Origin of the sequence: Fulvimarina fulva (assembly GCF_039652615.1) — a bacterium.
In the GTDB taxonomy this organism is placed as follows: Bacteria; Pseudomonadota; Alphaproteobacteria; order Rhizobiales; family Rhizobiaceae; genus Fulvimarina.
On sequence record NZ_JBDJAC010000002.1, the window covers coordinates 257,390 to 278,779 of the forward strand.

Annotated in this window: 22 protein-coding genes and 1 riboswitch; of the genes, 14 read left to right on the forward strand and 8 right to left on the reverse strand. The window is 62.6% G+C overall.

Going from position 1 to position 21,390, the window contains the following annotated elements:
• Positions 1 to 70 precede the first annotated feature (70 nt).
• The gene (locus ABDX79_RS04785; protein WP_346219116.1) at positions 71 to 217 is read right to left on the reverse strand and encodes a hypothetical protein; all 147 of its coding nucleotides are present in this window, start codon (positions 215 to 217) and stop codon (positions 71 to 73) included.
• Between the two features lie 75 nt (positions 218 to 292).
• On the opposite strand from ABDX79_RS04785, the gene ABDX79_RS04790 reads away from it, so the two are divergent.
• The 6 genes from ABDX79_RS04790 to ABDX79_RS04815 all read left to right on the forward strand — a co-directional run bounded on the left by ABDX79_RS04790 (position 293) and on the right by ABDX79_RS04815 (position 6,507).
• The gene (locus ABDX79_RS04790; RefSeq protein ID WP_463671112.1) at positions 293 to 2,128 is read left to right on the forward strand and encodes an ABC transporter ATP-binding protein; all 1,836 of its coding nucleotides are present in this window, start codon (positions 293 to 295) and stop codon (positions 2,126 to 2,128) included.
• A gap of 43 nt (positions 2,129 to 2,171) precedes the next feature.
• Positions 2,172 to 2,987 (forward strand): 4-hydroxy-tetrahydrodipicolinate reductase, encoded by an 816-nt coding sequence (gene dapB / locus ABDX79_RS04795; protein ID WP_346219117.1) that lies wholly within the window; start codon positions 2,172 to 2,174, stop codon positions 2,985 to 2,987.
• A gap of 44 nt (positions 2,988 to 3,031) precedes the next feature.
• Positions 3,032 to 3,652, forward strand: a complete 621-nt coding sequence (locus ABDX79_RS04800; protein WP_346219118.1) for a 2,3-bisphosphoglycerate-dependent phosphoglycerate mutase — start codon at positions 3,032 to 3,034, stop codon at positions 3,650 to 3,652.
• Between the two features lie 5 nt (positions 3,653 to 3,657).
• A complete protein-coding gene (locus ABDX79_RS04805; protein ID WP_346219119.1) occupies positions 3,658 to 4,161 on the forward strand; it encodes a GNAT family N-acetyltransferase in 504 nt (167 codons plus the stop codon).
• A 198-nt stretch (positions 4,162 to 4,359) separates the two neighbouring features.
• A riboswitch (glycine riboswitch) is annotated at positions 4,360 to 4,449 on the forward strand.
• A gap of 154 nt (positions 4,450 to 4,603) precedes the next feature.
• A complete protein-coding gene (locus tag ABDX79_RS04810) occupies positions 4,604 to 5,857 on the forward strand; it encodes a D-amino acid dehydrogenase (protein ID WP_346219120.1) in 1,254 nt (417 codons plus the stop codon).
• A gap of 101 nt (positions 5,858 to 5,958) precedes the next feature.
• Complete coding sequence (locus ABDX79_RS04815) at positions 5,959 to 6,507, forward strand: formaldehyde-activating enzyme (protein WP_346219121.1); 549 nt, start codon at positions 5,959 to 5,961, stop codon at positions 6,505 to 6,507.
• Positions 6,508 to 6,693: 186 nt separating this feature from the next.
• On the opposite strand, the gene ABDX79_RS04820 is transcribed toward ABDX79_RS04815, so the two are convergent.
• The 3 genes from ABDX79_RS04820 to ABDX79_RS04830 form a co-directional block, all read right to left on the reverse strand.
• Positions 6,694 to 7,659 carry a YihY/virulence factor BrkB family protein gene (locus ABDX79_RS04820; protein ID WP_346219122.1) on the reverse strand — a complete coding sequence of 322 codons (966 nt, stop codon included), beginning with the start codon at positions 7,657 to 7,659 and terminating at the stop codon, positions 6,694 to 6,696.
• A gap of 315 nt (positions 7,660 to 7,974) precedes the next feature.
• Positions 7,975 to 8,283, reverse strand: a complete 309-nt coding sequence (locus tag ABDX79_RS04825; RefSeq protein WP_346219123.1) for a hypothetical protein — start codon at positions 8,281 to 8,283, stop codon at positions 7,975 to 7,977.
• An 11-nt stretch (positions 8,284 to 8,294) separates the two neighbouring features.
• Positions 8,295 to 9,077 (reverse strand): SIMPL domain-containing protein, encoded by a 783-nt coding sequence (locus ABDX79_RS04830; protein WP_346219124.1) that lies wholly within the window; start codon positions 9,075 to 9,077, stop codon positions 8,295 to 8,297.
• 221 nt (positions 9,078 to 9,298) lie between these two features.
• Here ABDX79_RS04830 and ABDX79_RS04835 point away from each other — a divergent pair, with 221 nt between their 5' ends.
• The 4 genes from ABDX79_RS04835 to ABDX79_RS04850 all read left to right on the forward strand — a co-directional run bounded on the left by ABDX79_RS04835 (position 9,299) and on the right by ABDX79_RS04850 (position 13,066).
• On the forward strand, positions 9,299 to 9,796 hold the full coding sequence (locus ABDX79_RS04835; RefSeq protein WP_346219125.1) for a SixA phosphatase family protein: 498 nt from the start codon (positions 9,299 to 9,301) through the stop codon (positions 9,794 to 9,796).
• A 94-nt stretch (positions 9,797 to 9,890) separates the two neighbouring features.
• Positions 9,891 to 11,348, forward strand: a complete 1,458-nt coding sequence (locus ABDX79_RS04840) for a YcjX family GTP-binding protein (RefSeq protein WP_346219126.1) — start codon at positions 9,891 to 9,893, stop codon at positions 11,346 to 11,348.
• Entirely contained in the window at positions 11,345 to 12,430 is a 1,086-nt protein-coding gene (locus tag ABDX79_RS04845; protein ID WP_346219127.1) for a YcjF family protein, read from the forward strand. The genes ABDX79_RS04840 and ABDX79_RS04845 overlap by 4 nt, the downstream gene beginning before the upstream one ends.
• Positions 12,431 to 12,532: 102 nt before the next feature.
• Positions 12,533 to 13,066: a hypothetical protein gene (locus ABDX79_RS04850; protein WP_346219128.1), complete on the forward strand. Its 534-nt coding sequence runs from the start codon at positions 12,533 to 12,535 to the stop codon at positions 13,064 to 13,066.
• A 104-nt stretch (positions 13,067 to 13,170) separates the two neighbouring features.
• Here the strand turns inward: ABDX79_RS04850 and mutS are convergent, their stop codons facing one another.
• The gene (gene mutS / locus ABDX79_RS04855) at positions 13,171 to 15,864 is read right to left on the reverse strand and encodes a DNA mismatch repair protein MutS (RefSeq protein ID WP_346219129.1); all 2,694 of its coding nucleotides are present in this window, start codon (positions 15,862 to 15,864) and stop codon (positions 13,171 to 13,173) included.
• Positions 15,865 to 16,151: 287 nt separating this feature from the next.
• Here mutS and ABDX79_RS04860 point away from each other — a divergent pair, with 287 nt between their 5' ends.
• On the forward strand, positions 16,152 to 16,430 hold the full coding sequence (locus ABDX79_RS04860; protein WP_346219130.1) for a DUF1236 domain-containing protein: 279 nt from the start codon (positions 16,152 to 16,154) through the stop codon (positions 16,428 to 16,430).
• Between the two features lie 49 nt (positions 16,431 to 16,479).
• Here the strand turns inward: ABDX79_RS04860 and ABDX79_RS04865 are convergent, their stop codons facing one another.
• Entirely contained in the window at positions 16,480 to 17,001 is a 522-nt protein-coding gene (locus ABDX79_RS04865) for a GNAT family N-acetyltransferase (protein ID WP_346219131.1), read from the reverse strand.
• A gap of 369 nt (positions 17,002 to 17,370) precedes the next feature.
• Between ABDX79_RS04865 and ABDX79_RS04870 the strand changes: the two genes are divergently transcribed.
• Positions 17,371 to 18,372: a glutathione S-transferase family protein gene (locus ABDX79_RS04870; RefSeq protein ID WP_346219285.1), complete on the forward strand. Its 1,002-nt coding sequence runs from the start codon at positions 17,371 to 17,373 to the stop codon at positions 18,370 to 18,372.
• An 18-nt stretch (positions 18,373 to 18,390) separates the two neighbouring features.
• Here the strand turns inward: ABDX79_RS04870 and ABDX79_RS04875 are convergent, their stop codons facing one another.
• Positions 18,391 to 18,852 (reverse strand): NUDIX domain-containing protein, encoded by a 462-nt coding sequence (locus tag ABDX79_RS04875; RefSeq protein WP_346219132.1) that lies wholly within the window; start codon positions 18,850 to 18,852, stop codon positions 18,391 to 18,393.
• A 57-nt stretch (positions 18,853 to 18,909) separates the two neighbouring features.
• Between ABDX79_RS04875 and ABDX79_RS04880 the strand changes: the two genes are divergently transcribed.
• Entirely contained in the window at positions 18,910 to 19,851 is a 942-nt protein-coding gene (locus tag ABDX79_RS04880) for a metallophosphoesterase family protein (RefSeq protein WP_346219133.1), read from the forward strand.
• A 16-nt stretch (positions 19,852 to 19,867) separates the two neighbouring features.
• Positions 19,868 to 20,281: an IS30 family transposase gene (locus ABDX79_RS04885; RefSeq protein ID WP_346219134.1), complete on the forward strand. Its 414-nt coding sequence runs from the start codon at positions 19,868 to 19,870 to the stop codon at positions 20,279 to 20,281.
• A 311-nt stretch (positions 20,282 to 20,592) separates the two neighbouring features.
• Here ABDX79_RS04885 and ABDX79_RS04890 read toward each other — a convergent pair whose 3' ends face one another.
• Positions 20,593 to 21,222 carry a hypothetical protein gene (locus ABDX79_RS04890; protein ID WP_346219135.1) on the reverse strand — a complete coding sequence of 210 codons (630 nt, stop codon included), beginning with the start codon at positions 21,220 to 21,222 and terminating at the stop codon, positions 20,593 to 20,595.
• Between the last annotated feature and the right edge of the window lie 168 nt (positions 21,223 to 21,390).

Genomic DNA, 21,390 nt, shown 5'->3' on the forward strand with positions numbered 1-21,390 from the left:
CCATTGATGCCGGCCCGACATTCGCGAGCCTTATGACGGTCAAATTTAAGCGAGCGAGGTTACCGAACCGTTAGGGAAAGCGAGGGACCGCAACGTCAAGGGCATAGAACTCTTCGGCGATCGACTGCTTTTCCCGCTCGCCCGCAGCGCGAACCGGCTCGACAAGCACCTCCAGGGATGCGGTGCAGGAATATCGCGGTCCCACGTGAAATCGCATTGCCTAAGAAGAATTCCGGGGCTGCGACCCATTTGGCGTAGGCACGAGGCGGAACGAGCACTATAGCCAGCCGACATGACCGAGACAAAGACCAAAGCTCCGAAGCCCGAGCAACCAAAGCTGCGCCTGAAAAAGGCCGGAGATCGCGGCGTGATGCTGCAGCTCCTGAGGCGCATGCTGTCCGAGAACGGGCACGAGTTCGTTCGCCAATATTCGATTGCGATCGTTTGCCTAGTCCTCGTTGCTGCGACGACAGCCTTTCTCGCCTGGGTCATGCGCGACGTGATCGACGAGATCTTCGTCAACGGCAACCGCGCAGCCATCGTCTCGCTGCCGGCAATCGTCTTTCTGACTTTCGTCGTGCGCGGTCTTGCGACCTATGGACAGGGCGTGATCCTCGCGCAGATCGGCAACAACATCATCGCGCGCTATCAGCGGCGGCTTTTCGCGAAGCTGACGGAGCTGTCGGTGGATTTCTTCACCGACAACCGGTCCGCCCAGCTCGCAGCGCGGATCAACCAGAACGTGACCGGGATCCGCGATACCCTGAACCTCACCATCACGTCGGTCGCGCGCGATCTCCTGAGCCTGATCTTCCTCGTCGGCGTAATGTTGTACCAGGACCCGCTGCTCTCCGGCATCGCCCTTCTCGCCGCGCCGCCGATCGCGTGGATGATCTCGAGCCTTGCGCGCAAGCTGCGCACAGCGACCCGCGAGGTAGTTGACGTCAATTCACGGGTTCTCGCCTCCATGCAGGAGGCCGCACAGGGGATCACGGTGCTGAAGGCCTTCACCATGGAAGAGCCCCTGAAGCAGCGTCTCGAGACCCTCGTGACGACCGCCGAACAGCGCTCCAACCGCATCGCCTCCATCACAGAGCGCACGACGCCGGTGACAGAGATCGTCGCCGGTCTCGCGATCGCCGGCGTCATCGCCTATTCGGGCTACCGCGCCATCGTCTACGGATATTCGCCGGGCGCGATGTTCGCCTTCATCACGGCGCTGCTTCTTGCCTATGATCCGGCCCGGCGCCTCGCCCGAATGCAGGTGCAGCTCGAGCGGGCCATGGTGAACGCCTCGATGATCTACGAGATCCTCGACATCGAGCCGCGCCAGCCTGATGCGCCGCAGGCTCGCCCGCTCAAGATCGAGGCCGGCGAGATCGCATTCAACGACGTCACCTTCAGCTATCATGCTGGCGAACCGGTCTTGAAGCAGGTCAGTTTCGTCGCGCCGGCCGGCCGCACCACGGCGCTCATCGGCGCATCTGGCGGCGGCAAGTCGACGATCATCAGCCTGATCCAGCGTTTCTACGATGTGGAGACCGGCGAGATCACCGTCGACGGCACCGATATTCGGGACGTCACGAAGAAATCCCTGCGCGGTCAGATCGCCTATGTGCCTCAGGCTCCGTATCTTTTCGAGGGCACCATTCGCGACAATATCCGCCTTGGCCGGACGGATGCGACCGACGCCGAGATCGAGCAAGCGGCCCGAGAAGCCCAGGCCGAGGAGTTCATCCTGCGTCAGCCGCTCAGCTACGATACGCCGCTCGGCGAAAACGGCGTGACGCTGTCCGGTGGCCAGCGCCAGCGCCTGTCGATCGCACGCGCCCTTGTGCGAAATGCCCCGATCCTGTTGCTCGACGAGGCGACGAGCGCACTCGACACGCGCTCGGAGACGCTCGTTCAGGAAGCGCTCGAAAACGCCATGAAGGATCGCACCACGATCGTCGTGGCGCATCGGCTATCCACGATCGTCAATGCCGATCAGATCCTTGTCGTGGACGGCGGTGAGATCGTCGAGGGCGGTACACACGATGAACTTGTCGACAGGCCCGAAGGCCTCTATGCCAGATTCTACGCGCTCCAGACGCGGCGAAGCGGCGACGAGGTCTTGTCGCTCGCCTGACGGCTCGAGAGATTGATGAAGCAGGAAGCCCAGGGAACAAGGCATGGCTGAGACACGCATCGCGGTGTTCGGAGCAGCCGGACGGATGGGCCGAACGATCATCAAGATCGTTTCCGAGATGGAGGGCGCCGTTCTGGTATCGGCGCTCGATTCGGCAAGTTCGCCTTCACTTGGAGAGGACGCCGGAAGCCTCGCCGGCCTGAAGCGCCTCGGCGTCTCGGTCACCTCGGATATCGCGAGCGCCCTTTCCCGCGCGGATGCCGTCATCGATTTTTCCGCGCCTGCGGCAACGGCCATGTTGTCGGAAGCGGCCGCGAAAGCCGGATGCGCCCATGTGATCGGAACCACCGGATTTTCAGCCGATCACGAGGACAGGATCGCAGGATCGGCCGAGAAGACCGCAATCGTGAAGTCGGGCAATATGAGCCTCGGCGTCAATCTGCTCGCCGGCCTCGTGGAACAGGCGGCGCGCGCCCTGCCCCGCCATCTCTTCGACATCGAAATTCTCGAAATGCATCACAAGCACAAGGTCGACGCGCCGTCAGGCACCGCGCTCCTCCTTGGAGAGGCCGCGGCCAAGGGCCGCGAGATCGCGCTATCCGAAAACAGCGTGCGCGTCCGCGACGGTCAGACCGGGCCAAGGGAAGAAGGCACGATCGGCTTTGCGACGCTGCGCGGCGGATCGGTGGTCGGCGAGCATTCCGTTATCTTCGCCGGCGAAGGCGAGCGGCTCGAACTCTCCCATAAAGCGGGCGATCGGGAAATTTTCGCACGTGGCGCCGTCACGGCCGCGATCTGGACGAACGGCCGCGCGCCGGGTCTTTATTCCATGCGCGACGTTCTCGGCCTCACCGGCTGAACGCGCCACACGCAGCAATCTTCACGGGAAGGAACGTACAACACATGTCGGGCACCTTGGTCCTCGTCCGCCACGGACAGAGCGAATGGAACAAAAAGAACCTCTTCACCGGCTGGAAGGACCCTGATCTGACCGAACAGGGCGTGGAAGAGGCCAAAGCCGGTGGGCAACGCCTGAAAGCGGCAGGCTACACGTTCGATCTCGGCTTCACATCCAAGCTTGGCCGCGCCCAGCGGACGATGAAGCTGATCCTGGAGGAGATCGGGCAGTCCGGCATCGACATCACCGAGAATCTCGCCCTCAACGAACGCGACTACGGCGATCTGGCCGGCCTCAACAAGGACGACGCCCGCAAGAAATGGGGCGACGATCAGGTGCATCAGTGGCGCCGCTCCTACGACGTGCCACCGCCGAACGGCGAAAGCCTGAAGGATACCGGCGCGCGGGTCTGGCCCTATTATCTCCACGACATCCAGCCGACGGTCCTCAGCGGCAAGACGGTCATCGTCTCGGCCCACGGCAACAGCCTCCGGGCGCTCGTCATGGCGCTGGAAGGCATGACGCCTGACGAGATCCTGCAATACGAGATCTCGACAGGTGTTCCGATCGTCTACAAGCTCAACGCCGATTCAACGATCGCGGAAAAGACCGTTCTGAAGGCCTGAGCCCGGTGCACGAACGGACCGAGACGCCTGTCATCCGCGTCGCCGAGCCGAGCGACGCGGACGCAATCTGGCATATCATCGGACCGATCATATGCGAGGGCGAGACCTATGCTCTCGATCGCGAGATGACCCGGACGGACGCCCTCGCCTATTGGTGCGGAGCCGACAGGACGACCTTCGTCGCCGAGAGCGGCGGCGTGGTTCTCGGCACCTATTACCTGAAGCGCAATCAGGCGGGCGGCGGCTCCCATATCGCCAATTGCGGCTATGCAGTCGCCACAGAAGCTCGTGGACGGGGGATCGCGCGCAGAATGGCCGAGCATTCGCTTGAGGCGGCGCGCGATCGCGGCTTCCTCAAAATGCAGTTCAATTTCGTCATATCGACCAATACCGGCGCGATCGGCCTGTGGCATTCGCTCGGGTTTGAGACTGTCGGGCGACTTCCGGGAGGGTTTCAACACCCGCACAAGGGTCTTGTCGATGCCCTCGTCATGTGGCGTGATCTTTAGAGTTGTGCCGAAACGTACATGACGTTTCCGAAGACATCGTGTGGACAAGCAAAAGCTTGAACTTGTGGGACGCCTGACAGGCGTTCCCGAGGGTCTTGAAAGCCCGCCGTGCCGCACTCTTCACGACGCCGACATGACTTAACGTTGATCTCGAAATTGCTTGATTGGAATTGCCTATCGAGCTATCGTTTTTTCGTATCGTCGCTGCCGGGAGAGTTCGGTCGCAAGGCCGGCGCCGAAGGAGCAACCGCCCCGGAATCTCTCAGGCAAAGGGACCGGCTGCGACGCAAAACGTCCGAAGAGTGACCGTTCACCGTTGACGGTCCGCCGAAGGAGAAAATCGCCATATCGCGGTGGGCGCGGCGGCGGTGAAACTCTCAGGCTCAAAACGGACGGGGCGTAGGGATGGGTCGGCCTGGAAAGCCGTGCCCAGTGTTTCGCTATGCAGACCATCGCAGTCGTCGGTGCTGGTATCACCGGTATCACCACAACATACAAACTCATCCGCCGCGGCTTTGACGTAACCGTTTACGACCGTCACCCCTATGCCGCCATGGAGACGTCCTTCGCCAATGGCGGCCAGCTTTCGGCCTCCAATGCAGAGGTCTGGAACAAGCCGTCGACCTTTCTGAAGGGTCTGAAATGGATGCTGCGCAAGGATGCGCCGCTTCTGATCCATCCGGCGCCCAGCTGGCACAAGATGTCCTGGCTCGCCGAGTTCGTCCTGGCCTCGCGCAATTATCAGGAGAACACGATCGCGACGACGCGGCTCGCGATCGAGGCGCGGCGCCATCTCCTCGAAATGGCAAGTGACGAAGGCTTTTCCTTCGACGCCGAAACGCGCGGCATCCTCCACATCTACGAGGAACAGTCCGAATTCGACGAGGCAAAGCGGGTCAACCAGCTCCTTCAGCGCGGCGGGCTCGAACGGCGCGCGGTGTCAGCCACCGAGATCGCCGAGATCGAGCCGACCATCCACGGGCGCTTCATCGGTGGTTTCTATACCGAAAGCGATTTCACGGGCGACATCCATCTCTACACCCGCAATCTTTCGGACGCCTGCGCCAAACGCGGCGCGACCATGGCTTACCAGCATGCGGTCGAAGGGCTCGAAGCACTGCCCGCAGGCGGTGTCGCGGTCACCGCGTCAGGTCCCGACGGCGAGAGCCAGCGCCGCGAATTTGACGGCGTCGTCGTCTGTTCGGGCGTTGCCAGCCGGGAGTTTGCCGCCCAGCTCGGCGACCGGGTGAACGTCTATCCGGTCAAGGGCTATTCCATCACCGTCCATCTCAACGACGAGGAAAGCCGCGCGAACGCTCCCTATGTGAGCCTTCTCGACGATCACGCGAAAATCGTGACGAGCCGCCTTGGCGCGAACCGGTTCCGGCTTGCGGGAACGGCGGAATTCGCCGGCCTCAACAAGGACATCAAGGAGGCGCGCATCCGCCCTCTGGTCGACTGGTGTCGCAAGCGTTTTCCGGGCGTGTCCACCGAACAGGTCACCCCCTGGGCGGGCCTTCGCCCGATGATGCCCAACATGATGCCGCGCGTTGGCGCCGGCCGCAGGCCGGGCGTCTTCTACAACACCGGCCACGGTCACCTGGGCTGGACGCTCTCGGCGATCACGGCGGAAATGGTCTCCGGCGAGATGGAGATTGCGGCCCGATCGCGGGCGCCCGAACCGCTCGCTGCCTGACGTAGAGTTCATCTGCCTGGAAAATCTATTCCGCGCGATTGCCGCGCGGCGGTACGATCTGCTACCGCCGCTGCGGCACCCAAGGATCAAGCGGAGTATCCATGTCCGACCGTATCATCATGCGCACCGGTGAAGCCCTCGTCGCAGGAGGCCCTCCGGGCACGGCGGCCGAACCCGAAGTGGTCATCGGCGAGCTCGACGGCCCGGTGGGCACTGCGCTCGCCACCCTGACCGGCGATCAGGTCGCCGGCCACAGCCGCGTCTTCGCGCTTCTCAACACCGACATCATGGTGCGTCCGGTGACGCTCTGCACCTCGAAGGTGACGGTGGACAATCCGAAATACACCAACATCCTGATGGGCACGGTGCAGTTCGCCATCGCAAACGGCGTGCTCGACGCGGTGCGTGAGGGCATTCTGCCGAAAGACCGGGTCAACGATCTCGGCATCATCTGTTCGGTCTGGCTCGCGCCGACGATCGTCGATGTTCAAGATCTCGACCACAAGGTTCTCTTCGACATCCACCGCAAGGGCATGACCAACGCCATCCGCAAGGCGATGCAGAACGAGCCTTCGATCGACTGGCTTCTGGAGAACCAGGACAAGATCACCCACAAATACTACCAGCAGGGTCTCGACGGTAAGATCTGACCGAGACGCTAAAACATCGGACCGAAAAGCGGATCCCGGTTTTCGGAAAATCCGATGCGAAAACAAAAGACTGGAGCAAGAGGGCCGATTCCGAATTCGGGTCTCATGGTCCAGACTTCAATGCAGGAACGCCGCCCGGAGCCATGCTTTGGGCGGCGCTTTCTTTTGAGGCTCCTCGAACCCAGGTCAATCCTTGTTGCGGAGCGCGGCGATCTGATCCGCGAGTTCGGCGCGGCGATCTCCCGGCTCCCGGTCCTCGCCGACCGTCGTGTCGACGCCGGTCTGATGTTCGAGCTGGGCGTTCAACTCTGCGCCCGCCAGCAGCACGATCATCATGATCCACGTCCACATGAGGAAGACGATGATCGAAGCCATCGAACCATAGGTGGCGTCGAAGTTCTTCACATTGGACGCATAGAAGCTGAAGGCAACCGAGGCGATGACCCAGCCGAGAGTGGTTAACACCGCGCCCGGAGTCAGCCATTTGATCGTTGGCGCGCGACGGTCTGGCCCGAAGCGGAAGAGCCCTGCGATCCAGGCCAGTGCCAACAATCCCAGAACGATCGGCGGAACGACTGCGAGCAGCACCGACACTTCGGAAGGGATCGGCAGCAGGGAGAGGATGGCGGGGATGACGACGAGGGTCGCGATTGCCAGGATCGCCAGGATGATGCTGGCAATTACGAAGGCCATCGAGATCAGGTTCTGCTTGATGAAGCCCCGGTCCTCCTTCTCCTCATAGGCAATGTTCATCGCCTTGAAGAGGGCTTTCACGCCCTTGGTGGACGAATAGATCGATAGGAGAAGAGAAATCGCGAAGGCGATGGAGAGCGATGAATTCGTCTGGCTGGTCAGGCGTTCGAGCTGTGACTGGATAATGTCGAGCGCTCCGGACGGCACGATACCCTGAAGATTGGAGATCTGCGACTCGATCGTCGCGGGATCTGCGACAAGGCCATAGACCGAAACGAGCGAGGTGATGGCCGGAAAGAGTGCCAGCAGAATGTAAAACGTAATGCCAGCGGCAACGAGCGTCACGCTGTGCTCCTCGAAGCGGTCCTTCACCCGCAGAGCCACGTCTTTCCAGCCCTGTTTCGGCATATCCGCAGGTGATTCCGCGTAACGCCCCGCGCTGCTCTTCGTCGTGCTCATCTTTTTTGGCCCATGGACTGAATGATCGCGGACCCGCCAGGCTGCGGACCACATCGTTACCAAACGTTCAGAAAGCAAATCACGCGAGCATGCGAGGGTTCCGCGAAAACTGCGTCGCTGCCGCGATATTTCGCGAAGCCGGCCACATGGCGACCTCTCGCCATGGCGCGGTTGCCGGCGTGAACGTCCAATGAACACAGGTTTCCGAACGGGTTCATATGGGCAGTGCGATGCTCGGGATATCGAAATCCGAGAGCCCAGGAGCCCATCATGATCGCCGAATTCGTTCGCAATGCCTGTCTTGCCGCCGCCGTATCACTCGGGGCAATTGGTGCATCTGCCGCCCCTGCCGCCGCCAATGGCGTTGGCTTCGGCATCACCATCGGCAACGGCCATGTGGAAACGCAATATCGCGGCCGGGATCACTATCGCGGCCATCGAGCGCGCGGTCATCAGGCTCGCGGATGCAGCCCCCGGCGCGCCGTTCGCAAGGCCAGCCGCATCGGCGTTCATCGTGCCCATGTCATCCGGGCGGGGCGCAGGGGTGTAGCCGTCGCGGGTCGTCTGCATGGAGACCGGGTCGTCGTTCGGTTCGCGAACCGCCCGCACTGCCCGGTCAGCCACATTCGCGGGCGTTAATTCGACGCGCGGATCGAGAACGTCATGTCAATCGAGGTTGAGCGGCTGATTTCGCCGGCCTCGATCGGCACGCCGCCAACGTCGCTCTCGGCAGCCATCCGCATCCGTATCATGGGCGGCTGAGGTCCACGGTCCGCCGACGGCTCGGAGATCGAAACGATCCGGTCGATCGAGACGCCGGCGGTTTTGGCGTAAAGTTCCGCCTTCGCCCGTCCGTCCTCGATCGCGCCGCGCCGCGCCTCGTTGAGAAGCGCCTCGTCGTCCGAGATGGCGAAACTGACATCGCCCCCCTGATTGACGCCAAGCTCGATCGCGCGGTCGAGATAGTCGCCGACCTTGGCGATATCGCGCACGGTGACGGAAAGCGTGTTGCGCGCCTCGTATCCGACGATCTCGTTCTGCTGCCGCCCACCCGGCTGGGTTTGGTCGGAGGAGCCATATTGCGGGTAGATCTGAAGGGTCGCGGTCTGGAGATCGCGATCCTCGGCGCCGAGATCGCGCATGCCGGCGATGACCTCGCGCATGGCAGCGCTCGTTGCGTCGACCGCCGCTTTCGCATTCTCGCCCTGCCGCAGAACGGTAAAGCTGAGTCGGGCTTCGTCGGGCTTCGCGCTCGCCTCACCAAAGCCCGTGACCGAAATGGTGCCGCGCATGGCGCTTTCGGCATTGGCTGTCTGGGCGGCCGCCGGCTGAACGCCCGCAAGCACCGGCATCGACAGAATGGCCGCCGCCGCCAGAAGGCCAAGTGCGCTCGGTTTGATCGCCTTCGAACTCGTCATCTTTGCTTTCCTGACCTGAATATTTGTTGCGCCGACTTTCTGCCGGCGTTGATCGTGTGCCGGCAAGCTGCTTGGAAACCAAGACGTTTTCGGGGCACCCGGGATTTTCTCCAGCCCTCAGGACGACGGGCGTGGTCATGAAGTTCTCAAGACGGATTGCCGTCGCGCGCGGTTCGGCTTATCCATCCTTTATGGTATCGGCGCCGCTTCGACTGTTCGTTTTGAGACACGCTCATTCTTCATGGGCCTTACCCGGTCAGCGGGATCATCAACGTGCCCTCGACGATCGGGGACGCGAGGATGCGAAACGGCTTGCCGAAACGATCGAAGCCGACGGCATCGCGATCGATTGCGTGCAATGCTCGACCGCGACCAGAGCCAGGGAAACGCTGGAAATCGTCGAGCCGGCGTTCACGTCGATCGGCGAGATCGTGAAGTCGGACGACCTCTATGCTCTCGGACCTGAAGCCTACGTCGCGGCCATGTGCGCCGTCCCGGATGCGCGGAGCGTCCTGATCATCGGCCACAATCCGATGATCGAGGATTTCTGCCTCTCCCTCGTCGCCGAGGACAGCAAGGCCTGGTTCAAGCTTCGCGAGGGACTGCCGACCTGCGGTTTCGTCGAATTTGCACCCATCAGTGCCGAGACCGGTTTCGAGGGTATGAAGAACGGCGGCAGCGTCATGGAGCGTATCCTCCTGCCGCGCGAAATAGCCTGACCGAGGCAAGACCTTTCGCCCGCGCGTCGCAGCCTTTGATTGCCCGACCTATATGGAGCCTCAACACAGGCTCCAGACAGCAGGCCCTCACTCCATGGCATCATTCGCCGACGAGGCACGGATCGCGCTCGACAACCTCGCCGACAGAACCTCCGACCTCTTCCACCCGACCGTTCGGCTCGGCGTCACGGGGCTTTCGCGGGCCGGCAAGACCGTCTTCATCTCCTCGCTCGTCCACAATCTCCTGCACGGTGGACGGCTGCCGCTGTTCTCCGCATATGCGGAGGACCGGGTCGCGCGCACCTATCTGGAAGAGCAGCCCGACGACGCGGTGCCCCGCTTCCAGTACGAGGACCATATCGCCCGTCTCCTCGAGGATCGCGACTGGCCGAATTCGACGCGGGCGATTTCCGAACTCCGCCTGACGGTCGAATTCGAATCCGCCTCCGGCTGGTCGCGCATGTTCTCGGGCGGCAAGCTGTCGATCGACATCGTCGACTATCCCGGCGAATGGCTGCTCGACCTGCCGCTGATCGACAAGAGCTTCGCCGATTTCTCAAGCGAATCGATCGAGCGCGCACGCCTGCCCGGCCGCCGGGAAATCGCCGGCGAATTCCTGGATATGCTCGATACCATCGATCCGAAAGCGCCGATGGACGATCCCACGGCCCAGCGGCTCAGCCGCGCATTCTCGGCCTATCTCACCCAGGCGCGCTCTGACAATACGGCGCTTTCGACCCTGCCGCCCGGCCGGTTTCTGATGCCGGGGGACCTCGACGGCTCCCCGGCCCTCACCTTCGCTCCGCTTCCCGCGACGAAGGGCGAGGTGTTTCCGAAAGGCTCGCTCGGTGCGGTCCTCGAAAGGCGTTACGAAGCCTACAAGACGATCGTGGTCAAACCCTTCTTCCGCGATCACTTCGCCCGGCTCGACAGGCAGATCCTTCTCGTCGACGCGCTTCAGGCGATCAATGCCGGGCCCGATGCCGTGCGCGATCTTGAGATCGCCCTGTCCGACATCCTGCGCTGCTTCCGGCCGGGCCGGTCGAGCTGGCTGGGCTCGCTCCTCAGCCGGCGGATCGACCGGATTCTCGTGGCGGCAACCAAGGCGGACCATCTCCACCGGGAAAGCCACAAGCGGCTGGAAGCGATCGTGCGCCGGCTGGTCGAGGGTGCCGTCAAGCGTGCCGACTTCTCCGGCGCGGAAACCCAGGTGATCGCGATGGCGGCGATCCGCGCAACCCGCGAAGCGCGCATCGAGGACAATGGCGACGACCTGCCGGTGATCGTCGGCGTTCCGCAGGCCGGCGAGACCATCGGCGACGAAACCTTCGACGGCAGGACCGAAACCGCTGTCTTTCCCGGTGACCTACCGAAGGACCCGACATCGCTCTTCATGGATTCCGACGGCCATGCCGAGCGCGCCGATCCAATCCGCTTCGTGCGCTTCCGGCCGCCCAAGCTCGAACGCTCGGAAGAAGGCCTGACGCTTTCCCTTCCGCATATCCGGCTCGACCGGGCGCTCGAATTCCTTCTCGGAGATCGTCTTCGATGAGCCCGAACGAGCCGCCGAGCCGGCGTCCCCAGTCCTTCAGACTTCCGGACGACAGTCGCGAGCAGCGGACGCGCACGCGTGACGAAGAGCGCCCCGGACGTGCGCCCCGTGCGATCAACCAGATCGAGATGCTGGAATACGAGCCAGACGAGGCGATCGACGAGGACCTCGCCGAGACAATGCCGCCGGTCGCGACACGGACCCGCAAGAGGTTTTCGTTCGGCAAGATCGCAGTTGGCGCCCTCGGCGCGCTGATTTCCCTCGGCATCGGTCTGTGGATCGATTCTCTCGTCAGAGATCTTTTCGCCCGCTACGACTGGCTCGGCTGGACGGCCCTTGCCGCAGCCGGTCTTTTCGTTCTTGCCGTCATCGGCATCGTCATTCGCGAAACTCTCGGCCTGATGCGCCTTTCCGCGGTTGAGAAGGACCGCCGCGAATCCCAGGCAGCTTTCCATGCCAATTCGCGCGAAGGCGCGGAGCAAGCGGTCAGGCGGCTCTCATCGATCGTCTCCTCGCGCCCGGAGACGTTGTCGGGCCGCACGAAACTCGCCGACATGAAGGACGAGGTGGTGGATGGCGCCGATCTTATCAGGATCGCGGAGCGCGACATTCTCGGCCCCCTGGACGCGCAGGCCGTCGCGCTCGTCCTTGCCACATCGAAGCGGACGTCGGTCGTCACCGCCGTCAGCCCAAAGGCTCTGGTCGATGTCGCCTATGTGCTGTTCGAAAGCGTCAAGCTGATCCGGCGCATGTCGGAGCTTTACGGCGCCCGCCCCGGCGCGCTCGGTCTCATTCGCCTGACGCGCGACGTCGTCGCCCATCTGGCCGTCACCGGGTCGATCGCGATCGGCGACGATCTCGTTGGCCAGATGCTCGGCCATGGCATCGCTGCAAAGCTCTCCGCGCGGCTCGGCGAAGGCATCGTGAACGGACTTCTGACTGCGCGTATCGGCCTTGCCGCCATGGACCTTTGCCGGCCATTTCCCTTCATGACGACGGAGCGTCCGAAGCTTCGCGATGTGCTTGGTGAGCTGACCCGATTTGCCTCCCGGCAACAGTCGAAGCGAAACAGAGAGGGTTGAAACACTTTTGGAATTGTCGCTCTGGCAAGGCTCGGTTAACCATTCAAGCGGATAGTTGGCGCATCATTGAGAAGCGTTACTCGCAGCCCGGAAGGTTCATCCATGTCGCGCCTGAAGACCCTCGGCCTCGCCACTCTTGTCGCCTTCGGCGCGATTGCTTCGGGCCCGGCAGCCGCCAATGGCGACAAGAAGTTTTTCCGTCAGGTCGTCGGCAAATGGACGGGCCCCGGCGAGATCGTCGCCGGCAAGTACAAGGGCACGAAGTTCAACTGCACCTTCGACGGGCTTGAGCATAGCCAGCGCGTCGGCATGGTCCTCGACGGCTCCTGCCGCGTCGGGCTCTTCGCCCAGCCCATGCGGGCCGAAGTCGTTCAGGCAGGTCGCGGCTATCGCGGCGCGTTCCAGGACGGCGCCAAGGGCAAGGGCCTCGACATCGTTTCCGGCGAGGTTCAGGGCAACAAGATGGTGGTTGGTCTCGACCGCGCGCAGCTGAAGGGCGCCATGGTCGCCCGTCTTGCAAGCGAGGACCAGATGGCGATCACCGTCTCGGTGCGCGTCGCCAACCAGCTCGTTCCGGTCATTGGCATGAACCTGAAGCGCTCGGGCGGCGTCCGCCAGTCGCAGCTCGAACGGTAGGGTTCGATCGGCCGAATTCATAGGGCGTCCGCCTGTTTCAGGAGGCTCCCGATGGAGGCTCAAGGCGCAGGACGCCGTCCTTGAAATCCGTCGTCGAGAGACGATCAGTCCCTGGATGCGATCGATTTCAGACGATAAAGGGCCTCCAGCGCCTCGCGTGGAGACAGGACATCGGGATCGATCTCCTTGAGGGCCTCGGCGACCGGGTCGGCCTCGGCGGCTGACGCCTCCTCTTCCGCCGCGCGCTTCACGGCAGCCGAGAAAAGCGGCAGATCGTCGAGGAACGTCCCCCGCTTTTCTCCCTGATCCGTGCGTTCGAGTTCCGCCAGCACCGCCTTTGCGCGCGAGACCACCGATTTCGGCAGGCCTGCGAGCTTCGCCACCTGAATGCCGTAGGAGCGATCGGCAGCGCCGGGCCCGACCTCGTGCAGAAACACGACGTCGCCCTTCCACTCCTTCACCCGCATCGTCACGTTCGAGAGCCGCACGAGCCGTTCCGAAAGCGCCGTCATCTCGTGAAAATGGGTGGCAAAGAGCGATCGGCAGCAATTGACCTCATGCAGATGCTCGACGGCCGCAAAAGCGATCGAGAGACCGTCATAGGTCGCGGTGCCTCGCCCGATCTCGTCAAGGATGACGAGCGCCCGCTCCCCGGACTGATTGAGGATCGCCGCCGTCTCGACCATCTCCACCATGAAAGTGGAGCGACCTTCCGCAAGTTCGTCCGATGCACCGACCCGCGAAAACAGCCGGTCGACGATACCGATATGGGCAGCCCGCGCCGGCACATAGGAGCCGATCTGTGCGAGGATCGCGATCAGCGCATTCTGGCGCAGGAAGGTGGACTTACCGCCCATATTGGGGCCGGTGACCAGCCAGATCGCGCCCGCATCGGAAGCAGAGCCCGGCGGCGAGAGATCGCAATCATTGGCGACGAAGCTTGGGCCCTGGGCTGCGGCAAGCGCGGCCTCGACCACCGGATGGCGTCCGCCGTCGATCGCGAAGGCGAGGCTGTCGTCCACTTTCGGGCGCACCCAGTCTTCCGAGACGGCGAGCTCGGCAAGGCTTGCGGCGACATCGATCGCACCGAGCGCCGCGGAGGCGCTTTGTAACCGGTCGGCTTCTCTCACAACCGCGTCCCGCAGCCGGTCGAAGGTTTCGAGTTCGATACGCAGGGCATCCGCGCCCGCATTGACGATCCGCTCCTGCAGCTCCGCGAGTTCTGTGGTCGTGAAGCGCATGGCGGAGGCCAGCGTCTGGCGATGGATGAAGTGATCGGCGGTCTCGCCGGCCATCAGCGCCTTGCCGTTCGCCTCGTTCACCTCGATGAAGAAACCGAGCACATTGTTGTGCTTGATCTTCAGGGAGCGGATACCGGTCTCCTCAGCGAGCCGGCCCTGAAGTTCGGCAACGAAGCGCCGGGCATCTTCGCGGAGCGTGCGCGCCTCGTCGAGTTCGGGCAGCGCGCCGACGCGGACGAAGCCACCATCTCGCTTCACAAGCGGTGCCTCTTCGCCCAGAAGCTCTTCCAGCACGTCCCGCAGATCCGATGGCAGACCTGTCAGTTCGGCGCGGGACGCTTCCAGCTCCGGCGGCAATTCGCCGTCAAGCCTATCGGCAATCGCCGCAGCGCTGCGCAAACCCGCCCTGATGCCGAGAAGATCGCGCGGGCCGCCGCGATCAAGCGCAAGCCGCGATAACGCCCGCTCCATATCAGGCAGACGCACAAGACTTGACCGGATCTCGGAGCGCAATCCGCTCGCATCGACGAAATAGCCGATCGATGCCTGACGCGTGGCAATCTCGGCCGCATCGGTCAGCGGGCTCGACAACCGGCTTGCGAGAAGCCGGCCGCCAACCCCGCTTTTCGTGCGGTCGATGACGCCGAGAAGGCTGCCCTGCCGCTTGCCCTGCACCGAGCGGGTGAGCTCCAGCGAAGCGCGGGTCGCCGGGTCGATCTCCATGACCGCACCGGCAAGGCGGCGTTGCGGCCGTCTCAGCGCCGGCCGGGCATCGAGTTGCGTCTTGCCGAGATAGGCGATGAGCCCGGAGGCGGCCGAAAGCTCGGCTCGCGAGAACTCGCCGAACCCGTCGAGCGTCGTCACGCCGAAAAAACTTGCGATCCGGTTGGGCGCGGTCGCCGCATCGAAGAAGGATTTCGGCTCGGGCCGCGCCCGCTTGCCGAAGCGGCGAAAGAGGCCGGCCAGCCGCTCGTCGGCGTAAAGGTCGTCGTGGGTCACCAGTTCGGAAGGTTCGATGGCCGCGATATCGGCCTCCAGACGATCCGCATCGGTTTCGCCGAGCCAGAACGCGCCGGTGGAAAGATCGGTCCAGGCCAGCGCATAGTCGCCGCCTTTCGCCTTTCCGCCGAGCCGGGCGACGGTCATCAGATGATTGCCCTGCCCCGGCTCCAGGAGCGTTTCCTCGGTGATCGTGCCCGGCGTGACGAGCCGGACGACATCGCGCCGGACGACGGATTTCGAGCCACGCTTTTTTGCCTCGGCCGGGTCCTCCAGCTGCTCGCAGATCGCGACGCGATGGCCGAGTGAGATGAGCTTCTGCAGGTAATCGTCGGCGGCATGGATCGGGACGCCGCACATCGGGATGTCTTCGCCGAGATGCTTGCCGCGCTTCGTCAGCGTGATGCCGAGCGCGCGGGAGGCCTCTTCCGCATCATCGAAGAACAGCTCGTAGAAATCGCCCATCCGGTAGAACAGTAGGCAATCGGGATTGGCCGCCTTGATCTCGATGAATTGCGCCATCATCGGCGTCGGGGCGGTCTCGGGCGCGGCTGACATGTTCGCTCGATCGGACGGCTGTTGCGGGGCGGCAGGAACGGCTCATGCCTTGGGTGGGGTTCTAAAGACGCGCCGCGCGGCGCGAAAGAGCATCCGAACGTCTATCAACGGTTTTGCGCAGGTCAGCCGTCTCCAGGTCCGCAGGATCGACTGCGGCTTGTTTGCAACAGTCCCGAACCAACGCACCGAGGATGGCCAAAGACGCAACGAATTCGCACGATAAAGCCTTCGTCATACACATATCATAGCGAGAGTTTGTCTCGTTCAAACGCATGCAGGAGTCAGGAATGTCACGGTTCGGTATCGCATTGGCGGCCGCCCTCGCCGCAAGCATCGGCTTCATGACCACGAGTGCATTCGCTCAGGACAACGTGGTCCAGTATGCGGCCAGCAATCCGGTGGAAAACGCCTCGTTGCAAAATCCGCCGTCGCTGGGGGCCTCGGTTCCCTCTTCGGTGAACCTGCAAAGCATCAAGGGTCATGCCAATTTCGGCTACTTCTATTATAATGGCCAGCCGGTTATCGTGGACCTCAGGACACGCGCTATCGTGCGCATCGGCGCCTGACCACGAAGCTGCCATGTCGAAAGCGCCGGACGGAAGCGCCCGGCGTCTTTTATAAGTCCAGCACCAGAATGCGGGACGGATCTGCGGGACGCGGCAGGGTGATCCGGCCCGGCTCGATCGCGCGATATCCGAGCAGCGCGTAATAGGGCGGATCTCCAACAAGATAGATCGCCCGATATCCTTCGTCTCCAGCCTTCCTTGCAGCATGGCGCATGAGCGTCTTTCCGATGCCACGCCCTTTCAGATGCGGCCGCACGGCGAGCGGACCCAGCATCAGGGCCCGCTCAGGCGCATTGGCAAAACCGGTCATCCGCACCGACCCGGCGATCGCGTCCCCGTCGCTCGCCACGAAACACAAGGATGGAACGATCGGGTAGAGTTCGCGCACGCGCTCGGCGGCCCGCACGTAGCGTCCCGGGCCGAATGCCTCTTCGGCGATCGCCTCGATGGTCTCACCATCGGCCGGCGTTTCAAGCCGGTATCGTATCCTGGACGGATCAAACGCCGGCATCGGACCGGTCATGGCATATGTGGAGGCCGCATCAGCGGCTGTGTCGGCATGGAAAGACATGGATCGGACCGTTCGACTCGGACGTCGCGGCATCAGCCGCGTTGAGCGCTCTGCCTCGGGGATCGAGAGCATAACGCGTGGCGTATTGCGCTAGGGGCGCAAAAGTCCGCTTCGTCGCTGCCGTCTGTCGGTCATGGCCAGTTCCGTTCTTCTCGATCGCGCGTCGCCGAAATCCACGGGTTCCACAATACAGAACCATTTAGCAGCGCTCGATGGGGCCGTCCATCACCCCTGATCGATTTGCATAACGCTGCGTTCACAGGGGGCATTTGCGACCTGGCCTTTGGAACACGGGAGAGTTCGCTAAGGTTCTCTTCTTCAAAGCGGGCTCAATCGAGGCCGGAAACGCAAGAAGCAAAGGAGATGGCGATGGGCCTCCTCGTCGACGGCCAGTGGCAGGACAAGTGGTATGATACGGACTCGACGGGCGGAAAGTTCGAGCGACCGAAGACCGTTTTTCGCGACTGGGTCACACATGATGGATCACCGGGTCCGGACGGCCAGAACGCGCAGGAGGCGGAAGCAGACCGTTACCATCTCTATGTCTCGCTCGCCTGCCCATGGGCGCACCGTATCCTGATCACCCGCAAGCTGAAGGGCCTCGAGGACGTGATCTCGCTATCCGTCGTCGACTATCACATGGGCGAGAACGGCTGGGAGTTCTCGGAACGTGAGGGCGCGATACCCGACAGCGTCAACGGCAAGGACAAGCTGTACGAGGTCTATCTGGAAGCCGACCCCAATTATACGGGCCGCGTCACAGTCCCGGTTCTCTGGGACAAGAAGCGCAAAACGATCGTCAACAACGAATCCGCCGACCTGATCCGTATTCTTAACACGGGCTTTTCGGAATTCGCGGACAATACCGTCGATCTGACGCCGTCCGGTTTCCTCTCGGAAATCGACGCGATCAACGAGATGGTCTACCACGGCGTGAACAACGGCGTTTACAAGACGGGCTTTGCGACCAAGCAGGATGCCTACGAGGAGGCTTTCGACACCCTCTTCGATACGCTTGAGGTCTTGGAGGGCCGGCTGTCGGGCCAGCGTTATCTTGCCGGTTCGCCCTACCCCACCGAAGCCGACTGGCGGCTGTTCACCACACTGATCCGGTTCGACGCGGTCTATCATGGCCACTTCAAGTGCAATGCCAAACAGATCGCCGATTATCCGAACCTCTTCGGATACATGCTCGAACTTTACCAGTGGCCCGGCATCGCCGAGACCGTGAACTTCGAGCATATCAAGGGTCACTATTACACCAGCCACGATACCATCAATCCGACCCGGATCGTGCCGAAAGGACCGCAGCAGGACCTGACCGTTCCGCATAACCGCGACAGGCTGGTGCCGGCCGTGGCAGCCGCCTGAGCGGCCCGGCTGGCATCATCACCAGTAGGGATCGGGCGGCGCACCATGGCAAATTTCGCCGACGCGCCGCCGGGTCGCCTCGGTCATATCTGCTGGAAGATCGTTCACCGGGAAGAAGCCGGATTCGGCGATTTCCCGATCCGGCGTCTTGGGTTCGGTTTGGACCACACCGTCGGCGCGATAGACGATGACATGATCGCGGCGCGAAGAGGAAGTGTTGAAGTGGACGGACATCAGCCGAAGTCCTTGCGGCGCCTCGATATTGGCTTCCTCGCCGAGTTCTCGGCGAGCCGCCGCCTCTACCGTCTCGCCCGCATCGACGCCGCCCCCCGGCATATACCAGCCCGGAACATAGGTATGGCGCACGAGAAAGAGACGGCTTGCGTCGTCGAAAGCCGCAACACGCACACCCAGAGTCATGGGCCGGGCTGCGAGAAAGCCAAGATGCATAAGACGACGAACGATTTTCTGGGCCGGCATCGGGTTTCTCTTCTCCAACAAGGACATATTTGACGAGAGAACCGATCAGGATTCTCAATGTACAGACTTGCCCATCTTTCCGATATCCATCTTGGTCCCCTGCCCGAGCTGTCGCTTCGCGAGCTCGCCTCAAAGCGGGTGACCGGATATGTCAATTGGCATCGCAACCGGCGCCGGTCCATGTTCGGCGATACGCTGACCGACCTCATCCTCGACATGAAGCACCAGCAACCGGACCACATTGCGGTCACCGGCGATCTCGTCAATCTCGCGACCAAGAAGGAAACGGTGGCGGCGCGGATCTGGCTGGAGCAGCTTGGCCTGCCGCACGACGTCTCGCTCGTTCCCGGCAATCATGACGCCTATGTGCCGGGTGCCCTCAAGCGCTCCTTCAGGGAGTGGTACGAGTATCTCATCGGCGACAATCCGCTGGCGGCGATCGGCAACTCGTTTCCCTATCTGAGAGTTCGCGGAAAGATCGCCATTTTCGGGGTGTCGACGGCGGAGGCCAGCGCTCCGTTCCTTGCGACCGGCTCGTTCCGCCGCGGCCAGGCACTGGCACTGGCGAAACTGCTCGAAAGCTGCCGCTCGACCGGGCATTTCCGGGTTGTTCTCATTCACCATCCGCCGATCTCGGGCGCCGCTTCCTGGCACAAGCGGCTGATCGGCAAGCAATTCTTCTCGAAGGTCATCCGTGATGTCGGCGCCGAGCTCGTCCTGCACGGGCACACGCATCTCGACACCCTCTACTGGCTGGACGGCCCGGACAACCGCAAGGTGCCCGTGGTGGGCGTGCCATCGGCAAGCCAGTCTCCCGGCGCAGACAAGCCGGCTGCGCGCTATAACCTGTTCGAGATCGAGGGAGAGCCGGGAAACTGGTCGCTCACCCAGCGCGAACGCGGGATGAGCGAAAGCTATGAAGGCGTGGACTGGTTGCGTCAGCGGGAGCTTCTTTCCGACGGGCAGGCCGTCGACGCAAGAACGGTCCGATCAGGCTGAAACCAATGCATCGCTGGTGTCGTCGATTGCACGCATGTGGGAGGGCGATCCGATCATCTGCAAGCGAGCGCAGCCGGTGCTGGTCCTTCATGAGCGAAAGACGAGGATCACGGTCGCCACAAGGCTGACCGGGAAGATCGCCGCCGAAACCATCTCGGCCATGAATACGATCTTCCGGCGCGCCCCTGCCGACCTCAGATCATCCGTCACCTTCGACAACGACACGACATTTGCCCGTCATGGCCTTCTCAAAGCCCTCTTCGGCATGACCACCTGGTTCTGCGACGCTTACGCCTCGTGGCAGAATGGCGGCGTCGAAAACGCCAACAATCGATTGCGACGATGGCTGCCGAGATCGCTCGATCTCGACACCCTCACCGAAGCCGATCTTCAGGACGTCGTCGTCTCGATCAACACGACGCCGAGGTAATGCATCGGCTTCATCACGCCGCTTCAGGCCATGCTCAAAGAGCTTGGCAAAGACGTCCAGATCCATTTCTCATGAGCCGTTGCACTTCACACTGGAATCCACCCCTCCGATCACAATACTTAACGCAACTGCTACCGAACGAACGCTTGGAAACAGTCCCTATCGCGAACGCTGCTCTCCTCGCCAAGTAAAGGCATCGAGTGTGTGGAGGCGACTTGCTTCCGCGTCGATACATCGCCAGACAATACTCTGGCAGCGACGCGTTGCGGACGGGTGGGTTCGTCAGAACGCCCGCTGGCAAACGAGCCCCATCAAAGAAGATAGAAGTAGGACAGAACCAGAGGCACGCCCGCGCCGACAACGGTTCCGAGCAGGAACCAGACGAGGCCGACGATGAAACGGCCGCCGTCGCGCTCCGCCCCCTCATCTGACGGGTTCGTCTTGTCGCTCGCCATCGGCTGTACGCCGCGCTCTGGCTGGGTCTTGAACCGTGCGGGATCGCTCGCCTTCTCACCAATGCCATCGTCGACCGCGAATGCGCGGTCCCGCTCCACGATGCGCTCCGCGACATAGGTCGTCACATGATCGGCGATCTTGCGAGGTTCGGTCGATTCGGCGAGCGTGACGCGGCCAAGGCGCGTTTCACGGACGAAGCGATAGGTGCGCCGATCACGCGCCATGGTGACATGAGCCGTTCCGTCCACCCAGTAGCGGGAGGTCACGCCGCCGGTCAGCACGAAGTCGAACAGATCATCCCCGCCGAGTTCGTCGGCAATCGGCTTCAATTCTTCCGAGAGGATTTCGAGACGGGCGCGGTCTGCCTCGCGAATATCGACCACCACATCCGAGCGCTGGGCTGCGGCAATCTTGGCGGCACGCACGGCATCTGCCAGGCGTCTCGTCCCTGTGAGGGGCGTGACCTTCTCCGAGCTTTCCGCCATCAACTTATGCCTCGCCTGCGAAACCATGAATAATTCGTTAATGTATCGGCGATGTGCGGCAGTTCCAAGGTATTTGCGCGCTGGTGACGCATATAGACGAGCGGATGGCAATGCTGCCACTGCCATCCGTTCCGGAATGAACCAGTCGCGCCATTTCGAGACAGCGGA